General features: G+C 71.0%; 21 protein-coding genes. 10 read left to right on the top strand and 11 right to left on the bottom strand.

Annotated features, from left to right (window positions below):
- Positions 1-27: 27 nt before the first annotated feature.
- Positions 28-924: a phosphoribosylaminoimidazolesuccinocarboxamide synthase gene (locus tag FCL41_RS01600; protein WP_137064279.1), complete on the bottom strand. Its 897-nt coding sequence runs from the start codon at positions 922-924 to the stop codon at positions 28-30.
- 102 nt (positions 925-1,026) lie between these two features.
- Here FCL41_RS01600 and FCL41_RS01595 point away from each other — a divergent pair, with 102 nt between their 5' ends.
- Both FCL41_RS01595 and FCL41_RS01590 read left to right on the top strand, forming a co-directional pair.
- Positions 1,027-1,338: an antibiotic biosynthesis monooxygenase family protein gene (locus tag FCL41_RS01595; protein ID WP_137064280.1), complete on the top strand. Its 312-nt coding sequence runs from the start codon at positions 1,027-1,029 to the stop codon at positions 1,336-1,338.
- Positions 1,339-1,379: 41 nt separating this feature from the next.
- Positions 1,380-2,129 (top strand): Ig-like domain-containing protein, encoded by a 750-nt coding sequence (locus FCL41_RS01590; protein ID WP_137064281.1) that lies wholly within the window; start codon positions 1,380-1,382, stop codon positions 2,127-2,129.
- A gap of 79 nt (positions 2,130-2,208) precedes the next feature.
- Here the strand turns inward: FCL41_RS01590 and FCL41_RS01585 are convergent, their stop codons facing one another.
- On the bottom strand, positions 2,209-4,077 hold the full coding sequence (locus FCL41_RS01585; protein ID WP_137064282.1) for a BCCT family transporter: 1,869 nt from the start codon (positions 4,075-4,077) through the stop codon (positions 2,209-2,211).
- A gap of 163 nt (positions 4,078-4,240) precedes the next feature.
- On the opposite strand from FCL41_RS01585, the gene FCL41_RS01580 reads away from it, so the two are divergent.
- Entirely contained in the window at positions 4,241-4,822 is a 582-nt protein-coding gene (locus FCL41_RS01580) for a carboxymuconolactone decarboxylase family protein (protein WP_137064283.1), read from the top strand.
- Between the two features lie 27 nt (positions 4,823-4,849).
- Here the strand turns inward: FCL41_RS01580 and purB are convergent, their stop codons facing one another.
- From purB to FCL41_RS01565, 3 genes are all read right to left on the bottom strand, one after another.
- On the bottom strand, positions 4,850-6,271 hold the full coding sequence (purB, locus tag FCL41_RS01575) for an adenylosuccinate lyase (protein ID WP_137064284.1): 1,422 nt from the start codon (positions 6,269-6,271) through the stop codon (positions 4,850-4,852).
- Positions 6,271-7,551 (bottom strand): phosphoribosylamine--glycine ligase, encoded by a 1,281-nt coding sequence (purD, locus tag FCL41_RS01570; RefSeq protein ID WP_137064285.1) that lies wholly within the window; start codon positions 7,549-7,551, stop codon positions 6,271-6,273. The genes purB and purD overlap by 1 nt, the downstream gene beginning before the upstream one ends.
- Before the next feature lie 97 nt (positions 7,552-7,648).
- Positions 7,649-8,485 carry an SDR family oxidoreductase gene (locus tag FCL41_RS01565; protein WP_137064286.1) on the bottom strand — a complete coding sequence of 279 codons (837 nt, stop codon included), beginning with the start codon at positions 8,483-8,485 and terminating at the stop codon, positions 7,649-7,651.
- A gap of 131 nt (positions 8,486-8,616) precedes the next feature.
- Between FCL41_RS01565 and FCL41_RS01560 the strand changes: the two genes are divergently transcribed.
- Positions 8,617-9,237 carry a TetR/AcrR family transcriptional regulator gene (locus tag FCL41_RS01560; protein ID WP_170970129.1) on the top strand — a complete coding sequence of 207 codons (621 nt, stop codon included), beginning with the start codon at positions 8,617-8,619 and terminating at the stop codon, positions 9,235-9,237.
- Positions 9,238-9,276: 39 nt separating this feature from the next.
- Here FCL41_RS01560 and FCL41_RS01555 read toward each other — a convergent pair whose 3' ends face one another.
- Positions 9,277-10,566 (bottom strand): adenylosuccinate synthase, encoded by a 1,290-nt coding sequence (locus tag FCL41_RS01555; RefSeq protein WP_137064288.1) that lies wholly within the window; start codon positions 10,564-10,566, stop codon positions 9,277-9,279.
- Positions 10,567-10,663: 97 nt separating this feature from the next.
- On the opposite strand from FCL41_RS01555, the gene FCL41_RS01550 reads away from it, so the two are divergent.
- Complete coding sequence (locus tag FCL41_RS01550; RefSeq protein ID WP_137064289.1) at positions 10,664-11,566, top strand: diacylglycerol/lipid kinase family protein; 903 nt, start codon at positions 10,664-10,666, stop codon at positions 11,564-11,566.
- A gap of 10 nt (positions 11,567-11,576) precedes the next feature.
- On the opposite strand, the gene FCL41_RS01545 is transcribed toward FCL41_RS01550, so the two are convergent.
- The gene (locus FCL41_RS01545) at positions 11,577-12,548 is read right to left on the bottom strand and encodes a helix-turn-helix domain-containing protein (protein ID WP_137064290.1); all 972 of its coding nucleotides are present in this window, start codon (positions 12,546-12,548) and stop codon (positions 11,577-11,579) included.
- A gap of 318 nt (positions 12,549-12,866) precedes the next feature.
- Here FCL41_RS01545 and lysS point away from each other — a divergent pair, with 318 nt between their 5' ends.
- From lysS to FCL41_RS01530, 3 genes are read left to right on the top strand one after another with little or no spacing between them, the layout of a single operon-like run.
- Positions 12,867-14,663: a lysine--tRNA ligase gene (gene lysS, locus FCL41_RS01540; RefSeq protein WP_137064291.1), complete on the top strand. Its 1,797-nt coding sequence runs from the start codon at positions 12,867-12,869 to the stop codon at positions 14,661-14,663.
- A 60-nt stretch (positions 14,664-14,723) separates the two neighbouring features.
- The gene (locus tag FCL41_RS01535; RefSeq protein WP_137064292.1) at positions 14,724-15,137 is read left to right on the top strand and encodes a DUF3151 domain-containing protein; all 414 of its coding nucleotides are present in this window, start codon (positions 14,724-14,726) and stop codon (positions 15,135-15,137) included.
- A 3-nt stretch (positions 15,138-15,140) separates the two neighbouring features.
- Positions 15,141-16,640 carry an MFS transporter gene (locus FCL41_RS01530; RefSeq protein ID WP_239021722.1) on the top strand — a complete coding sequence of 500 codons (1,500 nt, stop codon included), beginning with the start codon at positions 15,141-15,143 and terminating at the stop codon, positions 16,638-16,640.
- Between the two features lie 134 nt (positions 16,641-16,774).
- Here FCL41_RS01530 and fbaA read toward each other — a convergent pair whose 3' ends face one another.
- Positions 16,775-17,809, bottom strand: coding sequence for a class II fructose-bisphosphate aldolase (gene fbaA / locus FCL41_RS01525; RefSeq protein WP_137064293.1), 1,035 nt, complete (start codon positions 17,807-17,809; stop codon positions 16,775-16,777).
- A gap of 125 nt (positions 17,810-17,934) precedes the next feature.
- Between fbaA and FCL41_RS01520 the strand changes: the two genes are divergently transcribed.
- A complete protein-coding gene (locus tag FCL41_RS01520; protein ID WP_137064294.1) occupies positions 17,935-18,159 on the top strand; it encodes a hypothetical protein in 225 nt (74 codons plus the stop codon).
- A 14-nt stretch (positions 18,160-18,173) separates the two neighbouring features.
- Here FCL41_RS01520 and FCL41_RS01515 read toward each other — a convergent pair whose 3' ends face one another.
- The 3 genes from FCL41_RS01515 to FCL41_RS01505 form a co-directional block, all read right to left on the bottom strand.
- Positions 18,174-18,836 (bottom strand): YdeI/OmpD-associated family protein, encoded by a 663-nt coding sequence (locus tag FCL41_RS01515; RefSeq protein ID WP_170970130.1) that lies wholly within the window; start codon positions 18,834-18,836, stop codon positions 18,174-18,176.
- Positions 18,837-18,845: 9 nt separating this feature from the next.
- On the bottom strand, positions 18,846-19,826 hold the full coding sequence (locus FCL41_RS01510) for an NAD-dependent epimerase/dehydratase family protein (RefSeq protein WP_137064295.1): 981 nt from the start codon (positions 19,824-19,826) through the stop codon (positions 18,846-18,848).
- 83 nt (positions 19,827-19,909) lie between these two features.
- Entirely contained in the window at positions 19,910-20,605 is a 696-nt protein-coding gene (locus FCL41_RS01505; RefSeq protein WP_137064296.1) for a TrmH family RNA methyltransferase, read from the bottom strand.
- 37 nt (positions 20,606-20,642) lie between these two features.
- On the opposite strand from FCL41_RS01505, the gene FCL41_RS01500 reads away from it, so the two are divergent.
- Positions 20,643-21,419 (top strand): DedA family protein, encoded by a 777-nt coding sequence (locus FCL41_RS01500; protein WP_239021721.1) that lies wholly within the window; start codon positions 20,643-20,645, stop codon positions 21,417-21,419.
- Positions 21,420-21,440 lie beyond the last annotated feature (21 nt).

Raw genomic sequence — 21,440 nt, 5'->3', positions numbered from 1 at the left:
GCCCCGCGCCTCAGAAGGCCCCGCGTCTCAGAAGGCCAGGCCGGTGAGGCGCTCGTACGCCTCGACGTACTTCGAGCGGGTCAGCTCGACGACCTCGATGGGCAGGGGCGGCGGCGGGGTGTCGCCGTGGCGGTCCCACCCCGAGGCGTCGGAGGTCAGCCAGTTGCGCACGATCTGCTTGTCGTAGGACGGCTGGACGAGGCCCGGCTGCCAGTCGGAGGCGGGCCAGAAGCGTGACGAGTCGGGGGTGAGCACCTCGTCGGCGAGCACGGTCGTGCCGTCGGGGCGCGCGCCGAACTCGAACTTCGTGTCGGCCAGGATGATGCCGCGCTCGCGTGCGACCTCCTCGGCCCGCGCGTAGATGGCCAGCGTCAGGTCACGCAGCTCGGCAGCGCGCTCGGTGCCGACCTCACGCTCGACGGCGGCGTAGGACACGTTCTCGTCGTGGTCGCCGACGGCAGCCTTCGCGGCGGGCGTGAAGATCGGCGCGGGGAGCCGGGAGCCGTCCTCGAGACCGTCGGGCAGGGCGATGCCGCAGACCTCGCCGGTGGCCTCGTAGTCGGCCAGGCCGGAGCCGGTCAGGTAGCCGCGAGCCACGCACTCGACCGGATACATGTCGAGGCTCTCGCAGATCACCGCGCGCCCGGCGACGGAGGCAGGGACGTCGGTCGAGACGACGTGGTTGGGCACCAGGTCGGCCAGCTGGTCGAACCACCACAACGACATCCGGGTGAGGATCTCGCCCTTGTCCGGGATGGTCGAGGAGAGGACGTGGTCGTAGGCCGAGATCCGGTCGCTGGCCACCATCAGGAGACGACCGGCGTGCTCACCCTCGTCGATGCGGTAGAGGTCGCGCACCTTGCCGCTGTGCAGATGGGTGGTCCCGGCGATGGCGGGAGCAGCGGGAATGTTGAGGTCGGCCACCCGCCAAGCCTAACCATCGTGTGGCCCGGGACGGCTCGTCCCCGTCCGGACGCACCCGTACTGCCCCCTTGCGGGCCGCCGAGCCGGGACTACCGTGGGGGCATGTCCGTCGTGAAGATCAACGCCATCTCCCTCCCACCGCAGGCCGGCCCCGAGCTGGAGCGTCGCTTCGCCGAACGTGCCAGCACGGTGCAGGACTCTCCCGGGTTCCTCGGCTTCCAGCTGCTGCGTCCCACCGCCGGCGAGGAGCGCTACTTCGTCGTGACCCAGTGGGCCGACGAGGAGTCGTTCGCCGCCTGGCGTGACGGCGACTCACGCGCCGCCCATGCCGGGCAGCACGGCAAGCCGGTGGCCACCGGCGCTGACCTCATGGAGTTCGAGGTCGTGCTCGACGTCCGGGGCGACAAGGGGTGAAACGCCTGCGCAGTGAGGGTGCGCCGCACTAGTTTCCTCGCATGCGCAGACTGACAGCACGCCTGGCGACCCTCTTCGCCACCGGAATGGTCGCCTCGACCCTGGGAGCTCTCTCCCTGGCCGCGCCGGCCAACGCCGCCCCGCCCGTGGTCGTCAACGACACCGTGACGATGTACGAGAACACGATCGCCCTCCCCGTTCTCCTGGCCAACGACACCGACCCCGATGGTGACGAGCTCAAGGTCTGCCGCATTGAGGAGGTCCTCGACGGCAAGGTCATGTTCGCCGAGCTGTTCAGCATGCATCTCGTCATCGCCGACGTGAAGTCCGCCGGCACCTACACCTTCAAGTACTGGGCCTGCGACTTCGAGACGCTGGTGCCCGGCACCCTCACCGTCGTCGTGAAGCCGTCGCCGAAGATGACCCTCTCGGTCACCAAGATCAAGAACCGCCCCGGCAAGCTCAAGGTCGTCAACAAGAACGGCTACGCCATCGACTTCGCCTGGGGCCACGCCGAGAAGGGAAGCCCGGACAAGCAGGTCCGCATCGGCAAGAAGAAGACCAAGGTCATCAGCGTGCGCCGCAAGGCCGTCACCTGGGTCGCCTCCAACGGGAACAACGGCGCCCAGAAGTACGGCTACGTCAAGGGCATCAAGCTCCCGAAGAAGCAGAAGCCGCTCCCGCCGAGCCCGCGTCCGCGCGCCCAGGCGTCGCTGATCGCGCACCTCAAGGGCGAGTCGGCGGCGTACACCGGCTGGCTCGCGCCAGCACGCCCGCTCCGCGAGCGCTGATCCTGCACCGCACACGACGAAGGTCCGGTCCCCTCAGGGGCCGGACCTTCGTGCTTGCCTGCTGCGTACGGGAGCGACCTCAGACCCGGGGCAGCTCCTCGGCCGCGTCGGTGTCGGAGTCGGGGACACCGGCAGCCACCTCGATCTGCTCCCCGACCCGCCCGTCGGCGACGACCGAGGCCTCGTCCGGGTCGGGCACGGTGAGGTCGGGCAGGGTGACCGGGTTGGTGCCGGCCTCGTCGTGCACCACGGCCAGGGCGAACTCGTCGCCGTGGTCGGTGAGTCCTTGGACGACGGCCTCCTCGACACGGGAGATCGCGTACGCGCGGCGTACGACCATCGGGTCCCGGCTGAGGTCGCGCACCAGCGACACGCAGATGCCGATCATCACCACGACGAACGGCAGCGCTGCGACGATCGTGACGTTCTGCAGCCCTTGCAGCGCCGCGTCGCCCCCTTGGCCGGAGTTGTTGCCGATCACCAGCATCACCGCGGCCACCGCTCCGGTGAGCGAGCCCCAGAACACCACGTTGAGGCGCTTGGGCTCGACCGCTCCGCGCTCCGAGAGCGACCCCATCACGATGGAGGCGGCGTCGGCGCCGGAGACGAAGAAGATGCCGACCAGGACCATCACCAGGACGCTGGTGACCTCGGCGACCGGGTACTGGTCGAGCAGGCGGAAGAGGACCTGCGTGGAGTTGTCACCGAGGTCGACGCCGTTCTGCGTCTCGAAGATGGCTGCGCCACCGAAGATCGCGAACCACAGCAGGCTCACCACGCTGGGCACCAGGAGCACTCCGGTGACGAACTGGCGGATGGTGCGCCCGCGCGAGATGCGGGCGATGAACATGCCGACGAACGGCGTCCAGCTCACCCACCACGCCCAGTAGAAGACGGTCCACGAGCCGAGCCAGCCAGCGACCTCGGGGCCCTCGGCGCCCGTGCGGCCCGCCATCACGCCCATCTGGTCGACGTACGACCCCAGCGCGGTGGGCACCATGTTGAGCACGAAGATCGTGGGGCCCACGAGGAAGACGAAGAGGGCGAGCAGCAGGGCGAGCACCATGTTGATGTTGCTCAGCCACTGGATGCCACGCGCGACGCCGGAGACGGCCGAGACGATGAAGGCGATGGTCAGCCCGACGATCAGCAGCACCAGGAAGGTGTTGGTGACCTGGTTGCCGCCCGAGACGATGCGGTAGCCCTCGGCGATCTGCAGGGCGCCCAGCCCCAGCGAGGCGGCGGAGCCGAAGAGCGTCGCGAAGATCGCGAGCATGTCGATGACCTTGCCCACGGGCCCGTCGACGGCCTTGCCGAGCAGCGGGCGGAAGACGGCGCTGATCAGCTGCACGCGGCCCTTGCGGTACAGGCCGTACGCCACCGCGAGGCCGACGACGCAGTAGATCGCCCAGGGGTGCAGCGTCCAGTGGAAGAGCGTCTGCGCCATCGCGGTCTCGACCGCGTGGTCGGCGTCGGTGCCGGGGATGACGTTGCGGACGTACTCCAGCGGCTCGGCGGCGCCCCAGAACATCAGGCCGATGCCCATGCCGGCGCTGAACATCATCGCCACCCACGAGGTGGTGCGGAACTCGGGCGCCTCGTCGTCACGCCCCAGCGGGATGTTGCCGTACTTGCCGATCGCCAGCCACAGCACGAAGACCACGAAGCCGCTGGAGACCAGGATGAACAGCCACCCGGTGTGCTCGATGATCCACCCCAGGGCGCCGCTCGACCAGGTGGCGAGGCCCTCGGTGTCGGCGGCACCCCAGGCCAGGAAGGCCAGGACGATGGCGGCGGTGACGCCGAAGACCACCTTGTCGAAGCCGCCACGCTGCTGGTCGTCGAGAGGGGCGTAGTCGAGGGCCGGGTGCCGTTCCGCGGCGTCGTCGGCCGGGAACTCCGGCTCCGGCGTCAATTGGGGTCCGTGCCGGTCTGTGGTGTCACGCATGTGGCTTCGGCGCGTCGCAGCGCCTCTCCTGTCATGGGGATTCATGGGGGGATCGTCAAGGATTCACTTTTCCCGCCGGCCACCATCTCCCAAACTGGGTAGGAGAGAGAATCAGGTCACGCCGGCCGTTGCCCCTCACCGGGCGGTGGCCGTGGAATGGGTCATGACCTTTCTCAGCGAACCCGTGGACGGGCCCGCCGTCCAGACGCTCTACGCCGCCGACGTCGCCGACGACGGCTACGTGATGAACCTGACCCACCTGTGGGCCCATGACCCACCCACCAACGAGGCCCTCACCTCACTGCTGGTGCACACCGCGGAGGTCGCCCGGCTCACGCCGGCCGACCGTGGCGTGCTGATCTGCGCGACGGCCGCTGCGCTCGGTGACAGCTACTGTGCGCTGGCCTGGGGCGGGCGGTTGAGCCGCCTCGCCGACGAGGCGACCGCGCTGGCGGTGCTGCGCGGCGAGCTCGACGACCTGCCCCAACGGGTCCGGACCCTGGCGCAGTGGGCCGACGCCGTGGTGCGGAACCCCGCGGCCACGCAGGCGACAGACGTCGACGCGCTGCGCACGGTGGGCTTCGACGACCGCCAGGTCTTCGCCCTCACCACCTACGTCGCGCTCCGCTTGGCCTTCTCCAGCGTCAATGCCTCCCTCGGCGCCACTCCCGACCCCCAGCTGCGCGACGACGCCCCGCCCGCGGTCGCCGAGACGGTGACCTGGGGGCGGGGCGTCGAGGACTGACCACGCCGCCACCTGCCGGTGCGAACCTCACAGGATCGCGCCGGGCGTGTACGCCGCCGCGTCCGGGTACTTCTCCGCGAGCGCCGCGACCTTGCGTACGACAGCCTGGGTCTGCGCGACCGCGGCGCCGGTGAAGGTGATCGGTTCGGCGACCAGCGCCTCGATCTGCTCGCGGGTCAGGCCCAGGCGCTCGTCGGCGGCCAGCTTGGCGAAGACGTCGTTCTCGACCTGGCCCTTGCGCATCGCCAGGGCGGTGCCGACGGCGGCCTCCTTGATCGCCTCGTGGGCGACCTCGCGGCCCACGCCGTTGCGCACCGCACTCATCAGCACCTTGGTGGTGGCCAGGAACGGGAGGTAGCGGTCGAGCTCACGCTGGATCACGGCCGGGAAGGCGCCGAACTCGTCGAGCACCGTGAGGAAGGTCTGGAAGAGGCCGTCGGCGGCGAAGAAGGCGTCCGGCAGGGCGACACGGCGTACGACGGAGCACGAGACGTCACCCTCGTTCCACTGGTCGCCGGCCAGCTCGCCGACCATCGACAGGTAGCCACGGGTGATGACCGCCAGGCCGTTGACGCGCTCGCAGGAGCGGGTGTTCATCTTGTGCGGCATCGCCGAGGAGCCGACCTGGCCCTCCTTGAACCCCTCGGTCACCAGCTCGATGCCGGCCATCAGGCGGATCGTGGTGGCGAGGTTGGAGGGGCCGGCGACGAGCTGGACGACCGCCGAGAGCGCCTCGAAGTCGAGCGAGCGCGGGTAGACCTGGCCGACCGAGGTCAGCACGTGGTCGAACCCGAGGTGGGCGGCGACGCGCTGCTCGAGCTCGGCGAGCTTGTCGGCGTCACCGTCGAGCAGGTCGAGCATGTCCTGGGCAGTGCCCATCGGGCCCTTGATGCCACGCAGCGGGAAGCGCGCGAGCAGCTCCTCGATGCGCTGCACGGCGATCAGCATCTCGTCGGCCACGGTGGCGAAACGCTTGCCCAGCGTGGTCGCCTGGGCAGCGACGTTGTGCGAACGGCCGGCCATCACGGTGGTCTCGTGCTCGGTCGCAAGACGGGCGAGACGGGCGAGGGCGGCGACGGCGCGGTCGCGCAGCAGCTCGAGGCTCTGCTTGAGCTGGAGCTGCTCGACGTTCTCGGTGAGGTCGCGCGAGGTCATGCCCTTGTGGATGTGCTCGTGACCGGCGAGCGCGGAGAACTCCTCGATGCGCGCCTTCACGTCGTGGCGCGTGATGCGCTCGCGCTCGGCGATGGAGCCGAGGTCCACCTGGTCGATGACGGCCTCGTACGCCTCGATGACGCCGTCGGGCACGTCGATGCCGAGGTCCTTCTGCGCCTTGAGCACGGCGACCCAGAGCTGGCGCTCCAGGACGATCTTGTGCTCCGGCGACCAGATGGCAGCGAGGTCGGCGGCGGCGTAACGGGTCGCCAGGACGTTGGGAACGAGTGCCATCAGTGGTCAGACTCCTTGAGTGAGGCGCCTTCGACGACGCCCAGGGGTTCGGCTGCGATGTCCGAGCGGCGCTGGAGGCCGTCGAACGCGATCTGGTCGGCGCCGGCGTAGGCCCTGGCGCGGGCGTCGGCGACGTCGGCGCCCAGGGCGCGGACAGCGAGGACGCGCCCACCGGCGGTGACCAGTCGGCCCTCGCCGTCGGTGGCGGTGCCGGCGTGGATCACGTCGACGTCGGGCAGCGCGTCGGCCGCCTCGACTCCGGTGATCACGTCGCCCTTCGACGAGGACTCCGGGTAGCCGGCCGAGGCCAGCACCACGGTGACGGAGGCGCCGTCGGAGAACTGGGGCGGCGCGACCCGGGAGAGCTCCCCGGTGGCCGCAGCGGCGAGCAGCTCGCCCAGCGGCGAGGTGAGCACCGCCAGCACGGGCTGGATGTCGGGGTCACCGAAGCGCACGTTGAACTCGATGACCCTGGGACCACTCTCGGTGAGCGCCAGCCCGACGTAGAGGCACCCGACGAAGGGGGCGCCTCGGCGGATCATCTCGTCCAGGGTCGGCTGCACGACGGTCGCGAGCACGGCCTCGGCGAGGTCGGCCGGCGCCCACGGCAGCGGCGAGTACGACCCCATCCCGCCGGTGTTCGGCCCCTGGCCGCCGTCGAAGATCCGCTTGAAGTCCTGCGCCGGCTGCAGCGCGTAGGCCCCTGCGCCGTCGCAGACCGCGAAGAGGGAGACCTCCGGGCCGTCGAGGAACTCCTCGATCACCACCCGGCCGCAGGCCTCGGCGTGGGCGAGCGCCTCCGCACGGTCGAGGGTGACCACGACGCCCTTGCCGGCGGCGAGCGCGTCGTCCTTGACGACGTACGGGGCACCGAAGGCGTCGAGCGCGGCGGCGTACTCGGCGGCGGTGGTGCAGGTGCGCGAGCCGGCGGTCGGCACGCCCGCGGCGGCCATGACCTCCTTGGAGAAGGCCTTGGACCCCTCGAGCTGTGCGGCGGCGGCCGACGGCCCGAACACCGCGACCCCGGCGGCGCGGACGGCGTCGGCGACCCCGGCGACCAGCGGCGCCTCGGGGCCGACGACGACCAGGTCAGCGCCGACCTCCTTCGCGAGCGCGGCGACGGCGGCACCGTCCATGAGGTCGACGGGGTGGAGCGTGGCGAAGGCCCCGATGCCGGGGTTGCCCGGCGCGGCGTGCACCTCCGTGACCCCCGGATCACGGGAGAGAGCCAGGGCGAGGGCGTGCTCACGGCCACCGGTACCGATCACGAGGGTCTTCACGTGGGGTGATTCTAGGCGTCCGCGCCGACCCTCCCACCCGCACCCGAGCCGGGTGGGACGTCGACGGCGACAGCGACCGTGCATGGCGAGACGCCGCTCAACCCTGACGCGCCTCCGCCTCGTAGGACGCGCGTACGCCCGCGTCGGCGTGGGTGAGCACGTCGTCGGCTCCCATCAGCCGGCGAGCGACGTCCTGGAACCGTCGCGGCAGCGCCTGGGAGATCTTGGTGACCGGCTGGCCCCACCGGGGTGCCCAGGCCTCGGGGACGGGACGCCGCATCACGTCGACGACGACGTCGGCGACCTGCTCCGGGTCGAGCGTCGGGACCCCACGCGTGCGCGCCACCCCCGCGCCCAGGGCGGTGTTGACGATCACGGGCAGGACCATGGAGACCTCCACCCCGGCGGGCGCGAGCTCGGCGCGCATCGCCTCGGTGAAGCCGACGACGGCGTGCTTGGAGGCCGAGTACGAGGCCCCGTTGGGCAGGGCCACCCGGCCCACGGCCGAGGCGATGTTGACGACGTGCCCACGGCCCCGGGCGACCATCCCCGGCGCCACGGCACGGGTGCCGTGGATGACGCCGAAGGTGTTGACCTCGAAGATCTGCCGGGTCACCCGCGGGTCCTCGGCGAGGAACTCCCCCACCGGCATGATCCCGGCGTTGTTCACCAGCACGTCGACCTCCCCGGCGGCGCTCACGAAGCCGGTCCAGTCCTCGGGGGAGGTGACGTCGAGCGGGTGCCAGCGCACCCCGAGCTCCTGGGCCGCCTGCTCGAGGTGGGCGACGTCGCGGTCGCCGATGACGACGTCGGCGCCCGCGTCGCGGGCCAGGCGGGCGGTCTCGGCGCCGATGCCGCGGGCTCCGCCGGTGATCGCGACGACGCGCCCCTCGAGGAAGCGGGTGCCCCGTCCGGGTGTGGTGGAACGACTCATGCGGGGCTCCTCGAGGTCATCTGACAGGGAATCCTGTCAGTTTCGGGGTGACCTGGATCACTGTCAACCGTCGGTCCACGGCCCACGACGCCAGGGGTTTGGGGGCGCACGAAGTCCGGCAGGATGAGCACGTGAGCGGAGCCGAGCGCAGCTACGGGGGCAGGTCAGCGACCGAGCGCGCCGCCACGCGACGCGCCCAGCTGGTGGCCGCGACGGTCGAGCTGCTGGCCCGCGAGGGTGAGTCCGGCACGACGATGACCGCGATCTGCGCCGAAGCAGGGCTCACCGAACGCTACTTCTACGAGTCCTTCGCCCACCGTGACGAGGCCATGGTGGCCGCGCTCGACGCGGTCGCCTCCGAGATCACCGACGTCGCCCTGGCCGCGATCGCCGCCAGCGCCCCGGACCCCCGGGCGCAGGTCACGGCTGCCATCACTGCGGTGGTGGATCTCTTCGGTGACGCCCCGACGAAGGGGCGGGTGGCGGTCGTGGAGTCGACGGGCAACGCCGCCCTGCGGGCGCGCCGGCGTCAGGCGCTCGCCGACTTCGCAGACCTGGTGGGCGACCAGGCGCAGCACATCTTCGGCGGTGCTGCCTGGCCCGCGCAGCGCACCCGGCTCAACGGACTGCTCTTCGCCGCCGGTTTCGCCGAGGTGCTCGCCTCCTGGCTGACCGGGGCGGTGACCTTGAGCCGCCAGGAGCTGGTCGAGCTGGGCAGCGACCTGATCCACGCCGTCCAGCAACGCCCCTGAGCCAGGCTCCCGGCCCGACCCGGCGCAGCCCTGTCGGGGTCACTCCGGGTGGACGACCACCGTCTGCTCGCGACCAGGACCCACGCCGACCGCCCAGATGGGGCTGCCCGAGAGCTCCTCGAGACGCTTGACGTAGGCCTGCGCGGTGGCGGGCAGCTCGTCGAACGTGCGGCAGCCGGAGATGTCCTCGGTCCAGCCGTCGAGGTACTCGTAGACCGGCTTCGCGTGGTGGAACTCGGTCTGCGTCATCGGCATCTCGTCGTGGCGCACCCCGTCGATCTCGTACGCGACGCAGACCGGGATCTTCTCCCAGCCGGTGAGCACGTCGAGCTTGGTGAGGAAGAACTCGGTGAGGCCGTTGACGCGGGTGGCGTAGCGCGCGATGACAGCGTCGTACCAGCCGCAGCGCCGCGTACGTCCGGTCGAGACCCCGATCTCGCCGCCGATGCGCTGCAGCGCCTCGCCGTCGGAGTCGAAGAGCTCGGTCGGGAAGGGGCCCGAGCCGACACGGGTCGTGTAGGCCTTGATGACACCGATGATCCGATCGACCCGGGTGGGGCCGATCCCCGCGCCCACGCAGACGCCGCCAGCGACTGGGTTGGACGAGGTGACGAAGGGATAGGTGCCGTGGTCGACGTCGAGCATCGTGGCCTGGGCGCCCTCGAAGAGCACCGTCTTGCCCTCGTCGAGCGCGCGGTTGAGCAGCAACGAGGTGTCGGCGACCATCGGACGCAGGCGCTCGGTGTAGGAGAGCAGCTCCTCGACCACGGCATCGACCTCGATCGCGCGCCGGTTGAAGACCTTGGTCAGCAGGTGGTTGCGGGTGTCGAGGGCAGCCTCGACCTTCTCGCGCAGGATGCCCTCGTCGAAGAGGTCGGCGACGCGGATGCCCACCCGGTTGATCTTGTCGGCGTAGGCGGGACCGATGCCACGCCCGGTGGTGCCGATCTGGTTCTTGCCGAGGAAGCGCTCGGTGACCTTGTCGATCGTCGAGTGGTAGGAGGCGATGACGTGGGCGTTGGCGCTCACCACCAGCGGCGCCAGCTCGACGCCGCGGTCGAGCAGCAGGTCGAGCTCACGGAAGAGCGCCTCGGGGGAGACGACGACGCCGTTGGCGATGACGCAGGTCGCGCCCGGGGTCAGGATGCCGCTCGGGAGCAGGTGCGTGGCGAACTTCTCGCCGTTGACCACGATCGTGTGCCCGGCGTTGTGACCCCCGCTCGTGCGTACGACGTAGTCAATGCTGTCGGTCTCGGAGGCGAGCAGGTCGGTCGCCTTGCCCTTGCCCTCGTCGCCCCACTGGGCACCCAGAACCATGATCGCGGGCATCGCAGCCCCTCTCGTCGTTACACAGAAACAGCCCCGGTACAAGACCGGAGCTCTTGCGCCCAGACTCTACCAAAGCCGGGTGGGCTACGGTCTGGCCATGGAGCGACTGCTGGTCATCACCAACTCGGGCGCCGGGACAGCTGACGAGGAGAACCTCGAGGCTCCGCTCTCGGTGCTGCGCAGCGCCTACGCGGTCGAAGTCGTCGCCACGGCCTCCCTCGACGACCTCGACGACGCCCTTGCCGGTGCGGACGGTCGTACGGTCGTGGTCGCCGGCGGCGACGGCAGCCTGCACGCCGTCGTGCAGACGCTCCACACCCGCGGGGAGCTGGCCGACAACACCCTTGCCCTGCTCCCCCTCGGCACCGGCAACGACTTCGCCCGCACCGTCGGCCTGCCGCTGGTCGCCGACGAGGCCGCCCGCGCGCTCATGAAGGGCACCGTCCGCCCCGTCGACCTGGTCGTCGCCGACGACGGGACCGTCGTCGTCAACCACGTCCACCTCGGGGCTGGCGCACAGGCCGCGCGCTTCGGCGCGGACTGGAAGGAGAAGCTCGGCTCGGCCGGGGTCGGCAAGCTCAACCTCGGCAAGCTGGGCTACCCGATCGGCGCCCTGCAGGCCGCCGCCTCCGAGCCCGTGAGGGTCCGCATCGAGGTCGACGGCGAGGAGGTCGCCGACGAGGAGGTCCTCATGGTGGCCCTCGGCAACGGCGCCTCGGTGGGCGGCGGCGCGGAGCTCACCCCCGACGCGGACGTGAGCGACGGACGCATCGACGTCATGGTGTCGACGGCCAACGGGCCGCTGGCCCGGTGGGCGTACGCCGCGGCGATCGCGCGCGGCGACCACCAGGACCGCGACGACGTGACCGCCCTCCACGGCACGACCGTGCGGATCACCGGCGAGAAGTTCTGGACCTCCGCCGACGGCGAGCTGAGCGGGCCGCACACCGAGCGGACCTGGCGCGTGGAGCGCGGCGCGTTCCGGATGCTGCTGCCCTGAGTCGGCCGCCTCAGACCCAGCCGCGACGTACGGCCTCGACGCCGGCCTGGAAGCGGGTCTCGGCGCCGAGCTCGAGCATCAGGGTGGCGATGCGCCGCCGCACGGTCCGCAACCCGATGCCGAGCGTGCGGGCGATCTGCTCGTCGCGGGCCCCGTCGGCCATCTCGGAGAGCAGCAGGCGTCGGGCGTCCTGGCGTACGTCGTGGGCGTCGAAGACCGGCAACGCCACGGCCTGCTTCCACAGCTCCTCGAAGTAGAGCCGCAGGGGCGCGACGATGCCGGCGTCGCGCAGCACGACCGCACGTACGTTGGTCAACCCCGGGTGCTCGGGGATGAGTGCCCGGTCGTCGCCCACGATCGCCATGCGACTCGGCACCTCCGGCAGGAGGCGGACCTCCTCGCCCGACGCGTGACGGTCCATCAGGGTCGACCGCGCCTGGTGCAGGGCGCGCACCGGGTAGATCGCCCGCACCCGGCGTCCCTGGGCGGAAGCGCGACCTGATGCGGCGGCCATCCTCGACTCGCTGGGCAGGCGCCACTGGTCGGGACGCAGGAGCATCACCTCACCCGCACTCTCGGCGACCCAGGTCTCCATGAGCTGCACCGGCGCGGCACCGTGGACCACCTCGGCGTTGAGGGTCTCGCTCCCCACGGTCGTCCGGGCAGGCGCAGGGTCCAGGTAGCGCACCGCGCTCGAGGCACGGGCGATGACCTTGGCCGACTCGACCATGGCTTCCGCATGACGCTCGAGGTAGACGCCGACGGCCTGGCGTGGCGGCAGAACAGTGAGGACGCCGTCGGTGACGTTGCTCACACCCAGGTCGACCAAGGGCTGGAGCTCCTCCAGGAAGCGCTCGACGGGCATCAGGAGTGCGGCTGCCGCCTGCTCCACGCGCGAACCGTCGGCCCCCATGACCTCGCGGTAGAAACGCTCGACGTGGGGAGTGAGGCCGAGGGAGGTGCCGAAAAGGTCCTGGGGCATGGTGGCATGTTAGTGCCACTGGCAACTTCTCTCTGGCGGCGTCGCCGAGACGTGGCATGATTCTGCCCAGCGGCATGGAACCTGGGGGTCCCGCCGTCACATCGATGTTGGCCGCAGGACACCGTGGGGGGATGTTCCTGCGGCCACATCTCTTTCTCCGGGCTTTCGGTCCTCTTCGGCCATGCAGGGCATGCATCCCTCGCCACCGGGTCGTCGGGCACGGCTCGCAACGGCATCACTGAGATCTCCTGCGGCAGTTGCGCCCCCCGGCGGGTAGCGTTCGACGCGCAGCAACCCTCTGACCCCAGGAGTACGGCCGTGTCTTCCGACGTCCAGCCCCAGCCCACCCCCGACGCGCGGCCTCCGGCCGAGCAGGCGGGTGAGAAGCAGGGCAAGGGCCGTGGACGCGGCAAGGGCCGTGGCGACCAGCCGCCGACCGACTGGGTGACCCGGGCCGCCGACGAGGCGGTGCGCCACGCCGACGGCCGCGAGCTGGTCACCTGCGCGTCCGGTGCCTCCCCCTCCGGCCCCGTGCACCTGGGCAACCTGCGCGAGTTCCTCACCGTGCACTTCGTCGCCGACGAGCTGCGTCGTCGCGGGGTGAAGACGCGTCACCTGCACAGCTGGGACGACTACGACCGCTTCCGCAAGGTGCCGGCCGGGGTCGACCCCTCGTGGGCCGAACACATCGGGCGCCCGCTGAGCGCCGTGCCGGACCCGTGGGACTGCCACACCTCGTGGGCCGAGCACTTCAAGGCGCCGTTGCGCGCCGCGCTCGCCGAGCTCGGGGTCGAGATGGAGGAGATCTCCCAGACCGAGATGTACCGCTCGGGCGCCTACCGCGACCAGATCCTGCTGGCGATCCGCGAGCGGCACGGCATCGAGTCGGTGCTCGCCCGCTATCGCACCAAGGCTGCCCCGGCAGCGTCCGAGGAGGGCGTCGAGGCGGCTGAGTCGACAGAGTCGACGATGGAGCAGGACGCGGTCGAGGCCGTCCCCGGCCCCGTGGGCACCGAGGACCTGAGCCGCTTCCCCTACAAGCCCTACTGCCGCAGCTGTGGCCGCGACACCACGACGCTCCTCTCCTACGACGACGAGACCACCGACCTGTCCTACGCCTGCACTGCCTGCGCGTACGAGGGCGTCACCAACGTCGCCACCCAGGACGAGGGCAAGCTGGTCTGGAAGGTCGACTGGCCGATGCGCTGGACCTACGAGGGCGTCGACTTCGAGCCCGGTGGCGCCGACCACGCGACTCCCGGGTCGTCCTACACCGTCGGCAAGGACGTCGTGAAGGTCTTCGGCGGCCGGGCGCCGTCGTTCGTCGCCTACGGCTTCGTCGGCTTCGCCGGCATGCAGAAGATGTCGTCGTCCGCCGGTGGCGTGCCGACCGCCGCCGACGCGCTGAAGATCCTCGAGCCGTCGATCCTGCGCTGGCTGTACGTGCGCCGCGCGCCCAAGCAGACCTTCAGCATCGACTTCGGCCCCGAGGTCGTGCGGCTCTACGACGAGTGGGACGCCCTGACCAAGAAGGCCGCCGACCCCGCCAAGCGCGACGTCGCCGTGCTGGCCCACGAGCGCGCTGCCGCGACCGCCAGTGGTCCGCTGCCCGTCAGCGCGGTGCAGGTGCCCTTCCGCACGCTGTCGTCGGTCGCCGACGTGACCGCCGGTTCGGCCGAGCTGATCAGCCAGGTCATCTCGTCGGTCGGCTTCCCGCACGACTCCGTCGGCGACCTCCAGCCGCGTCTGGCCAAGGCGATGCAGTGGACAGCCGAGTTCGTGCCGGCGGAAGAGCGTACGACCGTGCGCGAGACCCCCGACACCGAGCGACTCGCGTCGCTGTCGGCCGACGAGCAGCGCTGGCTCGACCTGCTGGTCGACAACCTGCCGGCCGAGCTCACCCAGGACGAGGTCACCACGGTGGTCTACGGCGTACCGAAGCTGGCCCACGGGCTCGCCGTCGACGCCGCCCCGACCGACGAGGTGAAGGCCGACCAGAAGACCTTCTTCAAGCTCCTCTACAACCTGCTGGTCGACGCGGACCGTGGTCCGCGCCTGCCGACGCTGGTCGTGGCGCTGGGTGCGGAGAAGGTGCGGACGCTGCTCGGTCGCTGAGCGGGGCGTCGCTGACGCGCGGGAAGGCGGGTGTCGGGGCCGCGTGGCAGGCTTGGCGACATGCCTCACGTCGACCTCATGGCGGGACCCCCGCCCACCCACCTCCCCGAAGACCCTGCCGCCGCCGAGCTGGAGGCTGGCGCCTCGCCGGCCGCGGTGGTCCGCAGCCACCCCGAGTCCCCGATCGCCTGGGCGACGCTGGCCGAGCAGGCCCGCGACGCCGGCGCCGACGACGTCACCGTCTACGCCTACTCCCGCGTCGGCTACCACCGCTCGCTGGACATGCTGCGCCGCAACGGCTGGAAGGGCCATGGCCCGGTGCCGTGGGAGCACGAGCCCAACCGCGGCTTCCTGCGTGCGCTGGCGCTGCTGGCCCTCTCGGCCCGCGCGATCGGTGAGAACGCCGAGTGGGAGCGCTGCTCGGAGTTCCTGCGCGACTCCAGCCCTGCTGCGTACGACGCCCTCCTGGGCTGACCCGTGAGTCAGGTGCAGGGAGTCGCCACCCCCGAGCGGCGCGACGAGACGCTGGAGAACCCCTGGCCCGCGCTGTGGGCGCTGGTCGCGGGCTTCTTCATGCTCATGGTCGACACCTCGATCCTCACCGTGGCGACCCCTGCCCTGCTCACCGACCTCGGCGCCGACGTCAACGCCGCCATCTGGGTGACGAGCGCCTACCTGCTCGCCTACGCGGTGCCGCTGCTGATCACCGGTCGCCTCGGTGACCGCTACGGGCCGAAGCGGATCTACCTCCTCGGCCTGGTCGTCTTCACCGCCTCGTCGCTGTGGTGCGGTTTGTCGAACGACGTCGGCACCCTGGTTGCGGCCCGCGCCGTGCAGGGTGTCGGCGCGGCGATGATGACGCCGCAGACGATGGCCGTGATCACCCGAATCTTCCCCTCCGCCCGCCGCGGCCAGGCGATGGCGCTGTGGGGCGCCACCGCGGGTGCGGCGACCCTGATCGGCCCGATCCTGGGTGGCTTCCTGGTCGGCGCCTGGGGATGGGAGTGGATCTTCTTCATCAACGTGCCGGTGGGCGTGGTCGCCTTCGTCGCCGCCGTACGTCTGGTCCCCGACCTCGCCACCCACCCCCACCGCTTCGACTGGGTGGGAGTCGCGCTCTTCGGGACGGGCATGTTCTGCGTGGTCTTCGGCATCCAGGAGAGCCAGCAGTACGACTGGGGGCGCATCTGGGGCTACGTGACCGTCTGGCGGCTCATCATCGGCGGCATCGGCCTGCTGGCGCTCTTCATCTACTGGCAGTCGCGCAACCGCACGGAGCCGCTGCTCCCGCTCGCACTCTTCCGCGACCGCAACTTCACGATCTCCAACATCGCCATCACGATGGTCGCCTTCTCGTTCATGACGATGGGCTTCCCGCTCATGCTCTACGCCCAGGCCGTACGTGGCTGGTCGCCCCTCCAGGCGGGCCTGCTGATGGCGCCCCTCGCGCTGGGCTCGATCGTGCTCGCCCGCACGGTGGGCAACCTGACCGACCGCCAGCACCCACGGGTGCTGACCGTCTTCGGCTTCGGCAGCGCCGCCGTCGCGGTCTCGGCACTGGCGCTCGTGATCGACGCCAACACCTCGATCTGGCTGGCCGTGGCCGCCATGACGTTGCTGGGCATCGGCTCGGCCTTCCTGTGGGGTCCGTTGTCGGCGACCGCCAACCGCAACCTGCCGATGCACCAGGCCGGGGCGGGTGCGGGCATCTACAACACCACCCGTCAGATCGGCTCCACGCTGGGTGCGGCGGTCGCGGCCGTGGTCATCGACTGGCGGCTGCACGCGTACGGCCTGACTGCCTCCGGCGGCGGCGAGGCCGGCCTGCGCGCGGCCCAGCCCATCGACCCGTCCTTGGCCGCCGACTACTCGGCCGCGCTGGCCCAGACGCTGTGGGTCATCCCGATCACCCTCACGATCGGTCTGGTCGCCTGCCTCTTCCTCGAGCTGCCGCGTCACCTCGCCCGGCGGGAATGACGCCGGTCCGCTGACCCGCCGGCCACTCGTCGGGCTCGTTCTGTCCGGCGCGGAAGAATGCCGAACGGCCGGCTCCCCGAGGGGAACCGGCCGTCCGGACCGATCAGGTGAGCGCAGTGCTCAAGGTGCAGAGCTCACACGCCCAGCGAGGTGCCGGCCGAGCGCAGGTTCAGGCAGGCCTCGACGATGCGGGCGGCCATGCTCGACTCGGCCGCCTTGCCCCAGGCGCGGGGGTCGTAGAGCTTCTTGTTGCCGACCTCGCCGTCCACCTTCAGCACGCCGTCGTAGTTCTGGAACATGTGCGCGGCCACCGGGCGGGTGAACGCGTACTGGGTGTCGGTGTCGATGTTCATCTTCACGACGCCGTAGTCGACGGCGGCAGAGATCTCCTCGGCCGTGGAGCCGGAACCGCCGTGGAAGACCAGGTCGAAGGGCTTCGCGCCGTCCTGGAGACCGAGCTCGGAGGCAACGGCCTCCTGGGCGAACTTGAGGATCTCGGGGCGCAGCTTGACGTTGCCGGGCTTGTAGACGCCGTGCACGTTGCCGAAGGTCAGGGCCGTCATGTAGCGGCCCTTCTCGCCGACGCCGAGCGCACGCGCGGTGGCCAGGGCGTCCTCGGGGGTGGTGTAGAGCTTCTCGTCGATCGCGCCGACGATGCCGTCCTCCTCGCCGCCGACGACACCGATCTCGATCTCGAGGATGATGTTGGCCGCGGCGCACTTGGCCAGCAGCTCCTCGGCGATGACCAGGTTCTCCTCCATCGGCACGGCGGAGCCGTCCCACATGTGCGACTGGAAGAGCGGGGCCTCGCCGCGCTTGACGCGCTCGGCGGAGAGGTCGATGAGCGGACGTACGAAGCCGTCCAGCTTGTCCTTGGGGCAGTGGTCCGTGTGCAGCGCGATGTTGACGGGGTAGTTCTTCGCGACCTCGGCGGCGTAGGCGGCGAAGGCGGCCGAACCGGTCACCATGTTCTTGACGGAGTGGCCGGAGAGGTAGTCGGCGCCACCGGTGGAGATCTGGATGATGCCGTCCGAACCCGCCTCGGTGAAGCCCTGGAGGGCCGCGTTGAGGGTCTGCGACGACGTGACATTGATGGCCGGGTACGCGAAGGACTTGGACTTCGCGGCGTCCAGCATCTCGGCGTAGCGCTCAGGGCTGGCGATGGGCATGGGATCTCCTCGGTAGACAGGACCTGCTCAGGGCAACTCTAGTCGTCGTCGCGCTCGGCCACTCCCCCCCGCGGCCGCGATGGCCGCCGGAGGGCCGCGTACAGCCGTCTGGGAGGCTGGTCGGCATGGACATCGGCATGGACATGGAGACGGTGCTGATGGTCGACACCTACGTCGCGGGCGCCGTCGCCGTGTACGTCGTCGTCCTCGGCGCCCTGCGGGTCGTCCCGTGGGTGCCCCACGTCTTCTTCGGCGTCGTGGTGACCTTCCTGGTGCCGATCTTCGGCCCGCTCGCGATCCTGGCGGCCGGGATCTGGCTCCACGTGCGGCACCGCAGCGCCACCCGCTGACGCAGGGCCCGAGTTCACTCGGGGTCGTCGATCCCCAGCTCGGTCCGCATCCGCCGGACCCACGCCGGCTCGTCGCCGTACCGCTGGGACTTCACCAGCCGCCCGTGCCGGCAGTCCTCGACCAGCATGGCCATCCGCGAGTCGACCGTCGCCTCCCGCTTGGCCGAGGTCACCCAGTGCACGACCACCTTGCGGTAGGACGTCGCCGCGCCACCCCAGAAGGCGGCCGCGACCGGGTCCTGCTCCAGCCGCGCGAGGAGCGGTGCCGGCAGCTCGTCGTCGCGGTCGCTCTCGAAGGCGTAGACGCCGGTGCGCTCCTCGCGTCGCTGCTCGTACGCCGCGATGCCCGCCGAATGCATCCGGCCCTCGGCCAGCAGCCGCTCGACGTGGGCGACGTTGACCTTGCTCCAGTTGCTGCCGCGGCGGCGTGGAGTCCAGCGCTGCCGCCGGGTGTCGGCGTCGATGCCCTGGGCGACGGAGTCGATCCACCCGAAGCAGAGCGCCTCGGGGACTGCCTCGGCCCACGTGAGTCCGTGGTCGGCGACGTGCTTGCGCCGCAGCCCCATCCAGAGCTCGGGCGCCGTCTCGTGGTTCTGCTCCAACCACGCGCGGAACTCCTCCGGGCCGCTGAAGAAGAGCGCCGGCTTCTCGGGGGTGCCGCCGGGGGTTCCGATCACGCCTCCACGCTACCGATCCAGCAGCCGCTGCTCGACCTCCTGAGGCAGCCCGTGGACGGGCCGGTCCGGGCGCTGCGGCGGACGCGGCGCGCCCTGCATCCACGCCCAGGTGTCGGCAACGGTGTCGCTGACCGGGCGGCAGTGCAGTCCAGTGGCCGCGGCGCGGGAGGTGTCGGACTCCAGGAAGCCCTCGAACTCGCCGCTCTCGGGCACCCAGCCGGGCAGCTGGACCCAGGGCTCGACCCCGGCCGCCGCGAGCTGCTCCTCGTCGACCCAGCGCAGAACGGCGTCCGAGCCGGTGGCGGCGACGCAGGCCTCGAGCAACGTACGCGTGGTGGCGTGCCCCGAGCGGCTGGCGACGTCGACGGGTCCGGCGAGGTCTCCGCTCACCGCGTCGAGGAGGTACGCCGCCAGGTCGCGCGCGTCGACGTACTGCAACGGGCGGTCGGGGCGACCCGGCGCCACGACCTCTCCCCCGGCGGCGATCCGGTCCAGCCACCACGGGAGTCGCCCGATGTCCTCGTGCGGCCCGAGGATGAGCCCGGCCCGGGCGAGCACCGCGTCGTCGAAGCTGGCGAGGATGCCGAGCTCGGCGCCGCGCTTGGCCTCGGCGTAGTCCGCCTCGTCACCGAGGCCGGGGTCGGCGTCGACCGGCGGCGAGGACTCGTCGACGTGCTCGCCCCACGCGTAGACCGACTGGCTGGAGACGTAGCCGTAGCGCACCACCCGCCCGCGCAACGCCTCGGCGTTCGCGGTGGCGGTCCGTGGCGCTCCCGCCCAGGTGTCGACGACGGCGTCCCACGTACGCCCCTCGACGGCCGCCGCGAACGCGGCGGGGTCCGCGCGGTCGGCCGTCAGCGGCTCCACGCCCTCGGGCAACCGTCCGGTCACTCCCCGGTGCAGCGCCGTCACCTGCCAGCCACGCGCCAGGGCGTCGGCGACCAGCGCCCGTCCCACGAAGCGGGTCCCACCGAGCACGAGTACGTCCATGGCCTGATGCTGGCGGCCGGGCGCGGACCCCGGCAAGGGACGTTCGCCCAGAGCGGAGGCACTCAGGGCGCCCAGAGAGGCAGTCAGCCCCGCCAGGCGTCCTCGCCGGACAGGTCCGCGTACTGCCTGATCCAGGAGTGCATGGCGATCGCCGCCGCCGAGGAGGCGTTGATCGACCGCGTCGAGCCGAACTGGGCGATGGAGAAGGTGCCGTCGACGACCGCGTGGGCCTGCTCCGAGAGCCCCGGGCCCTCCTGGCCGAAGAGGAAGCAGACCCGCTCGGGCATCTCCATCGTCTCCAGGTGGGCGCTGCCGGGGAGGTTGTCGATCCCGAGGAGGCGCACCGGCTGCTCGAGGCCGTGGAGGTACTCCGCCAGGGCTGGCACGTCCTCGTGGTGGCGCAGGTGCTGGTAGCGGTCGGTCACCATCGCCCCGCGCCTGTTCCACCGGCGGTTGCCGACGATGTGCACCTCGGCGGCGAGGAAGGCGTTGGCGGTGCGGACGATCGTGCCGATGTTGAAGTCGTGCTGCCAGTTCTCGATGGCAACGTGGAACGTGTGGCGGCGGGTGTCGAGGTCGGCGACGATCGCCTCCATCGTCCAGTAGCGGTAGCGGTCGACGACGTTGCGCCGGTCGCCGTGCTCCAGCAGCTCGACGTCGTACTGCTCGCCGGTCGGCCATGCCTCCCGCCCCCCGGGCCACGGCCCCACACCCACCTCGGGTCGCCCGTGCGGCATCGGGTCGTAGGGAGCGCGCTGCTCCTCCATGCGCTCGTCCATGCCGTCACCCTAGGTGCCTGCCAGTACGCTTTCGCGCGTGAGCCCCCTCGTTGATCTGCAGGCCGTCGTGCTCGAACCGATGCTGTTCGGCATGAAATGGATGGATCCCGAGTGGCTCCTCGCCCAGTTCGGAGCCGAGCTCTTCTGGCTGAGCATGCTCATCATCTTCGTCGAGTGCGGGCTCTTCTTCCCGTTCCTCCCGGGCGACTCGCTCCTCTTCGCGATGGGTATCTTCCTCGCCCACCCCGAGACCGGGATCGACATCTTCCCCGGTCCGATCTGGCTCGAGCTGGTCATCGGCATGGGGCTCTTCATCGTGGCAGCGTTCGGCGGCAACGTCGCCGGCTACGAGATCGGGCACAAGATCGGACCCCCGCTCTACGAGCGTGACGGCCGCATCCTCAAGCGCAAGTACTTCGACCAGACCACCGCGTTCTTCGACAAGCACGGCAACAAGGCGCTGGTCATCGGCCGCTTCGTGCCGTTCGTGCGCACCTACATCACCGTGGTCGCGGGCGTCACCCAGATGGACCGTGGCCGCTTCTTCAAGTGGAGCCTGATCGGCGCCGTGGCCTGGGTCCTCTCGATCACCCTGCTCGGCGCGCTGCTCGGCAGCGTCTTCCCGGCGCTGGGCGAGAACATCGACTACGCAATCATCGCGATCGTCGCCTTCTCGGTCATCCCGATGGCCTGGGAGTGGTGGCGCCACAAGCGCGTCAACGCGCCGGGCGCGGAGATCGGGCCGCAGGACGGCGGTCCCGACCGCGACATCCTCGGCCAGGAGGTCGAGGGCGACGGGAACGACCGCGCCTGACGCCTGCCCGTGAGGGGACGC

Origin of the sequence: Nocardioides jishulii (assembly GCF_006007965.1) — a bacterium.
Classification (GTDB): domain Bacteria; phylum Actinomycetota; class Actinomycetes; order Propionibacteriales; family Nocardioidaceae; genus Nocardioides; species Nocardioides jishulii.
Note: the sequence above shows the minus strand (reverse complement) of the source record. Positions and strands in the feature narration are given on the sequence as shown.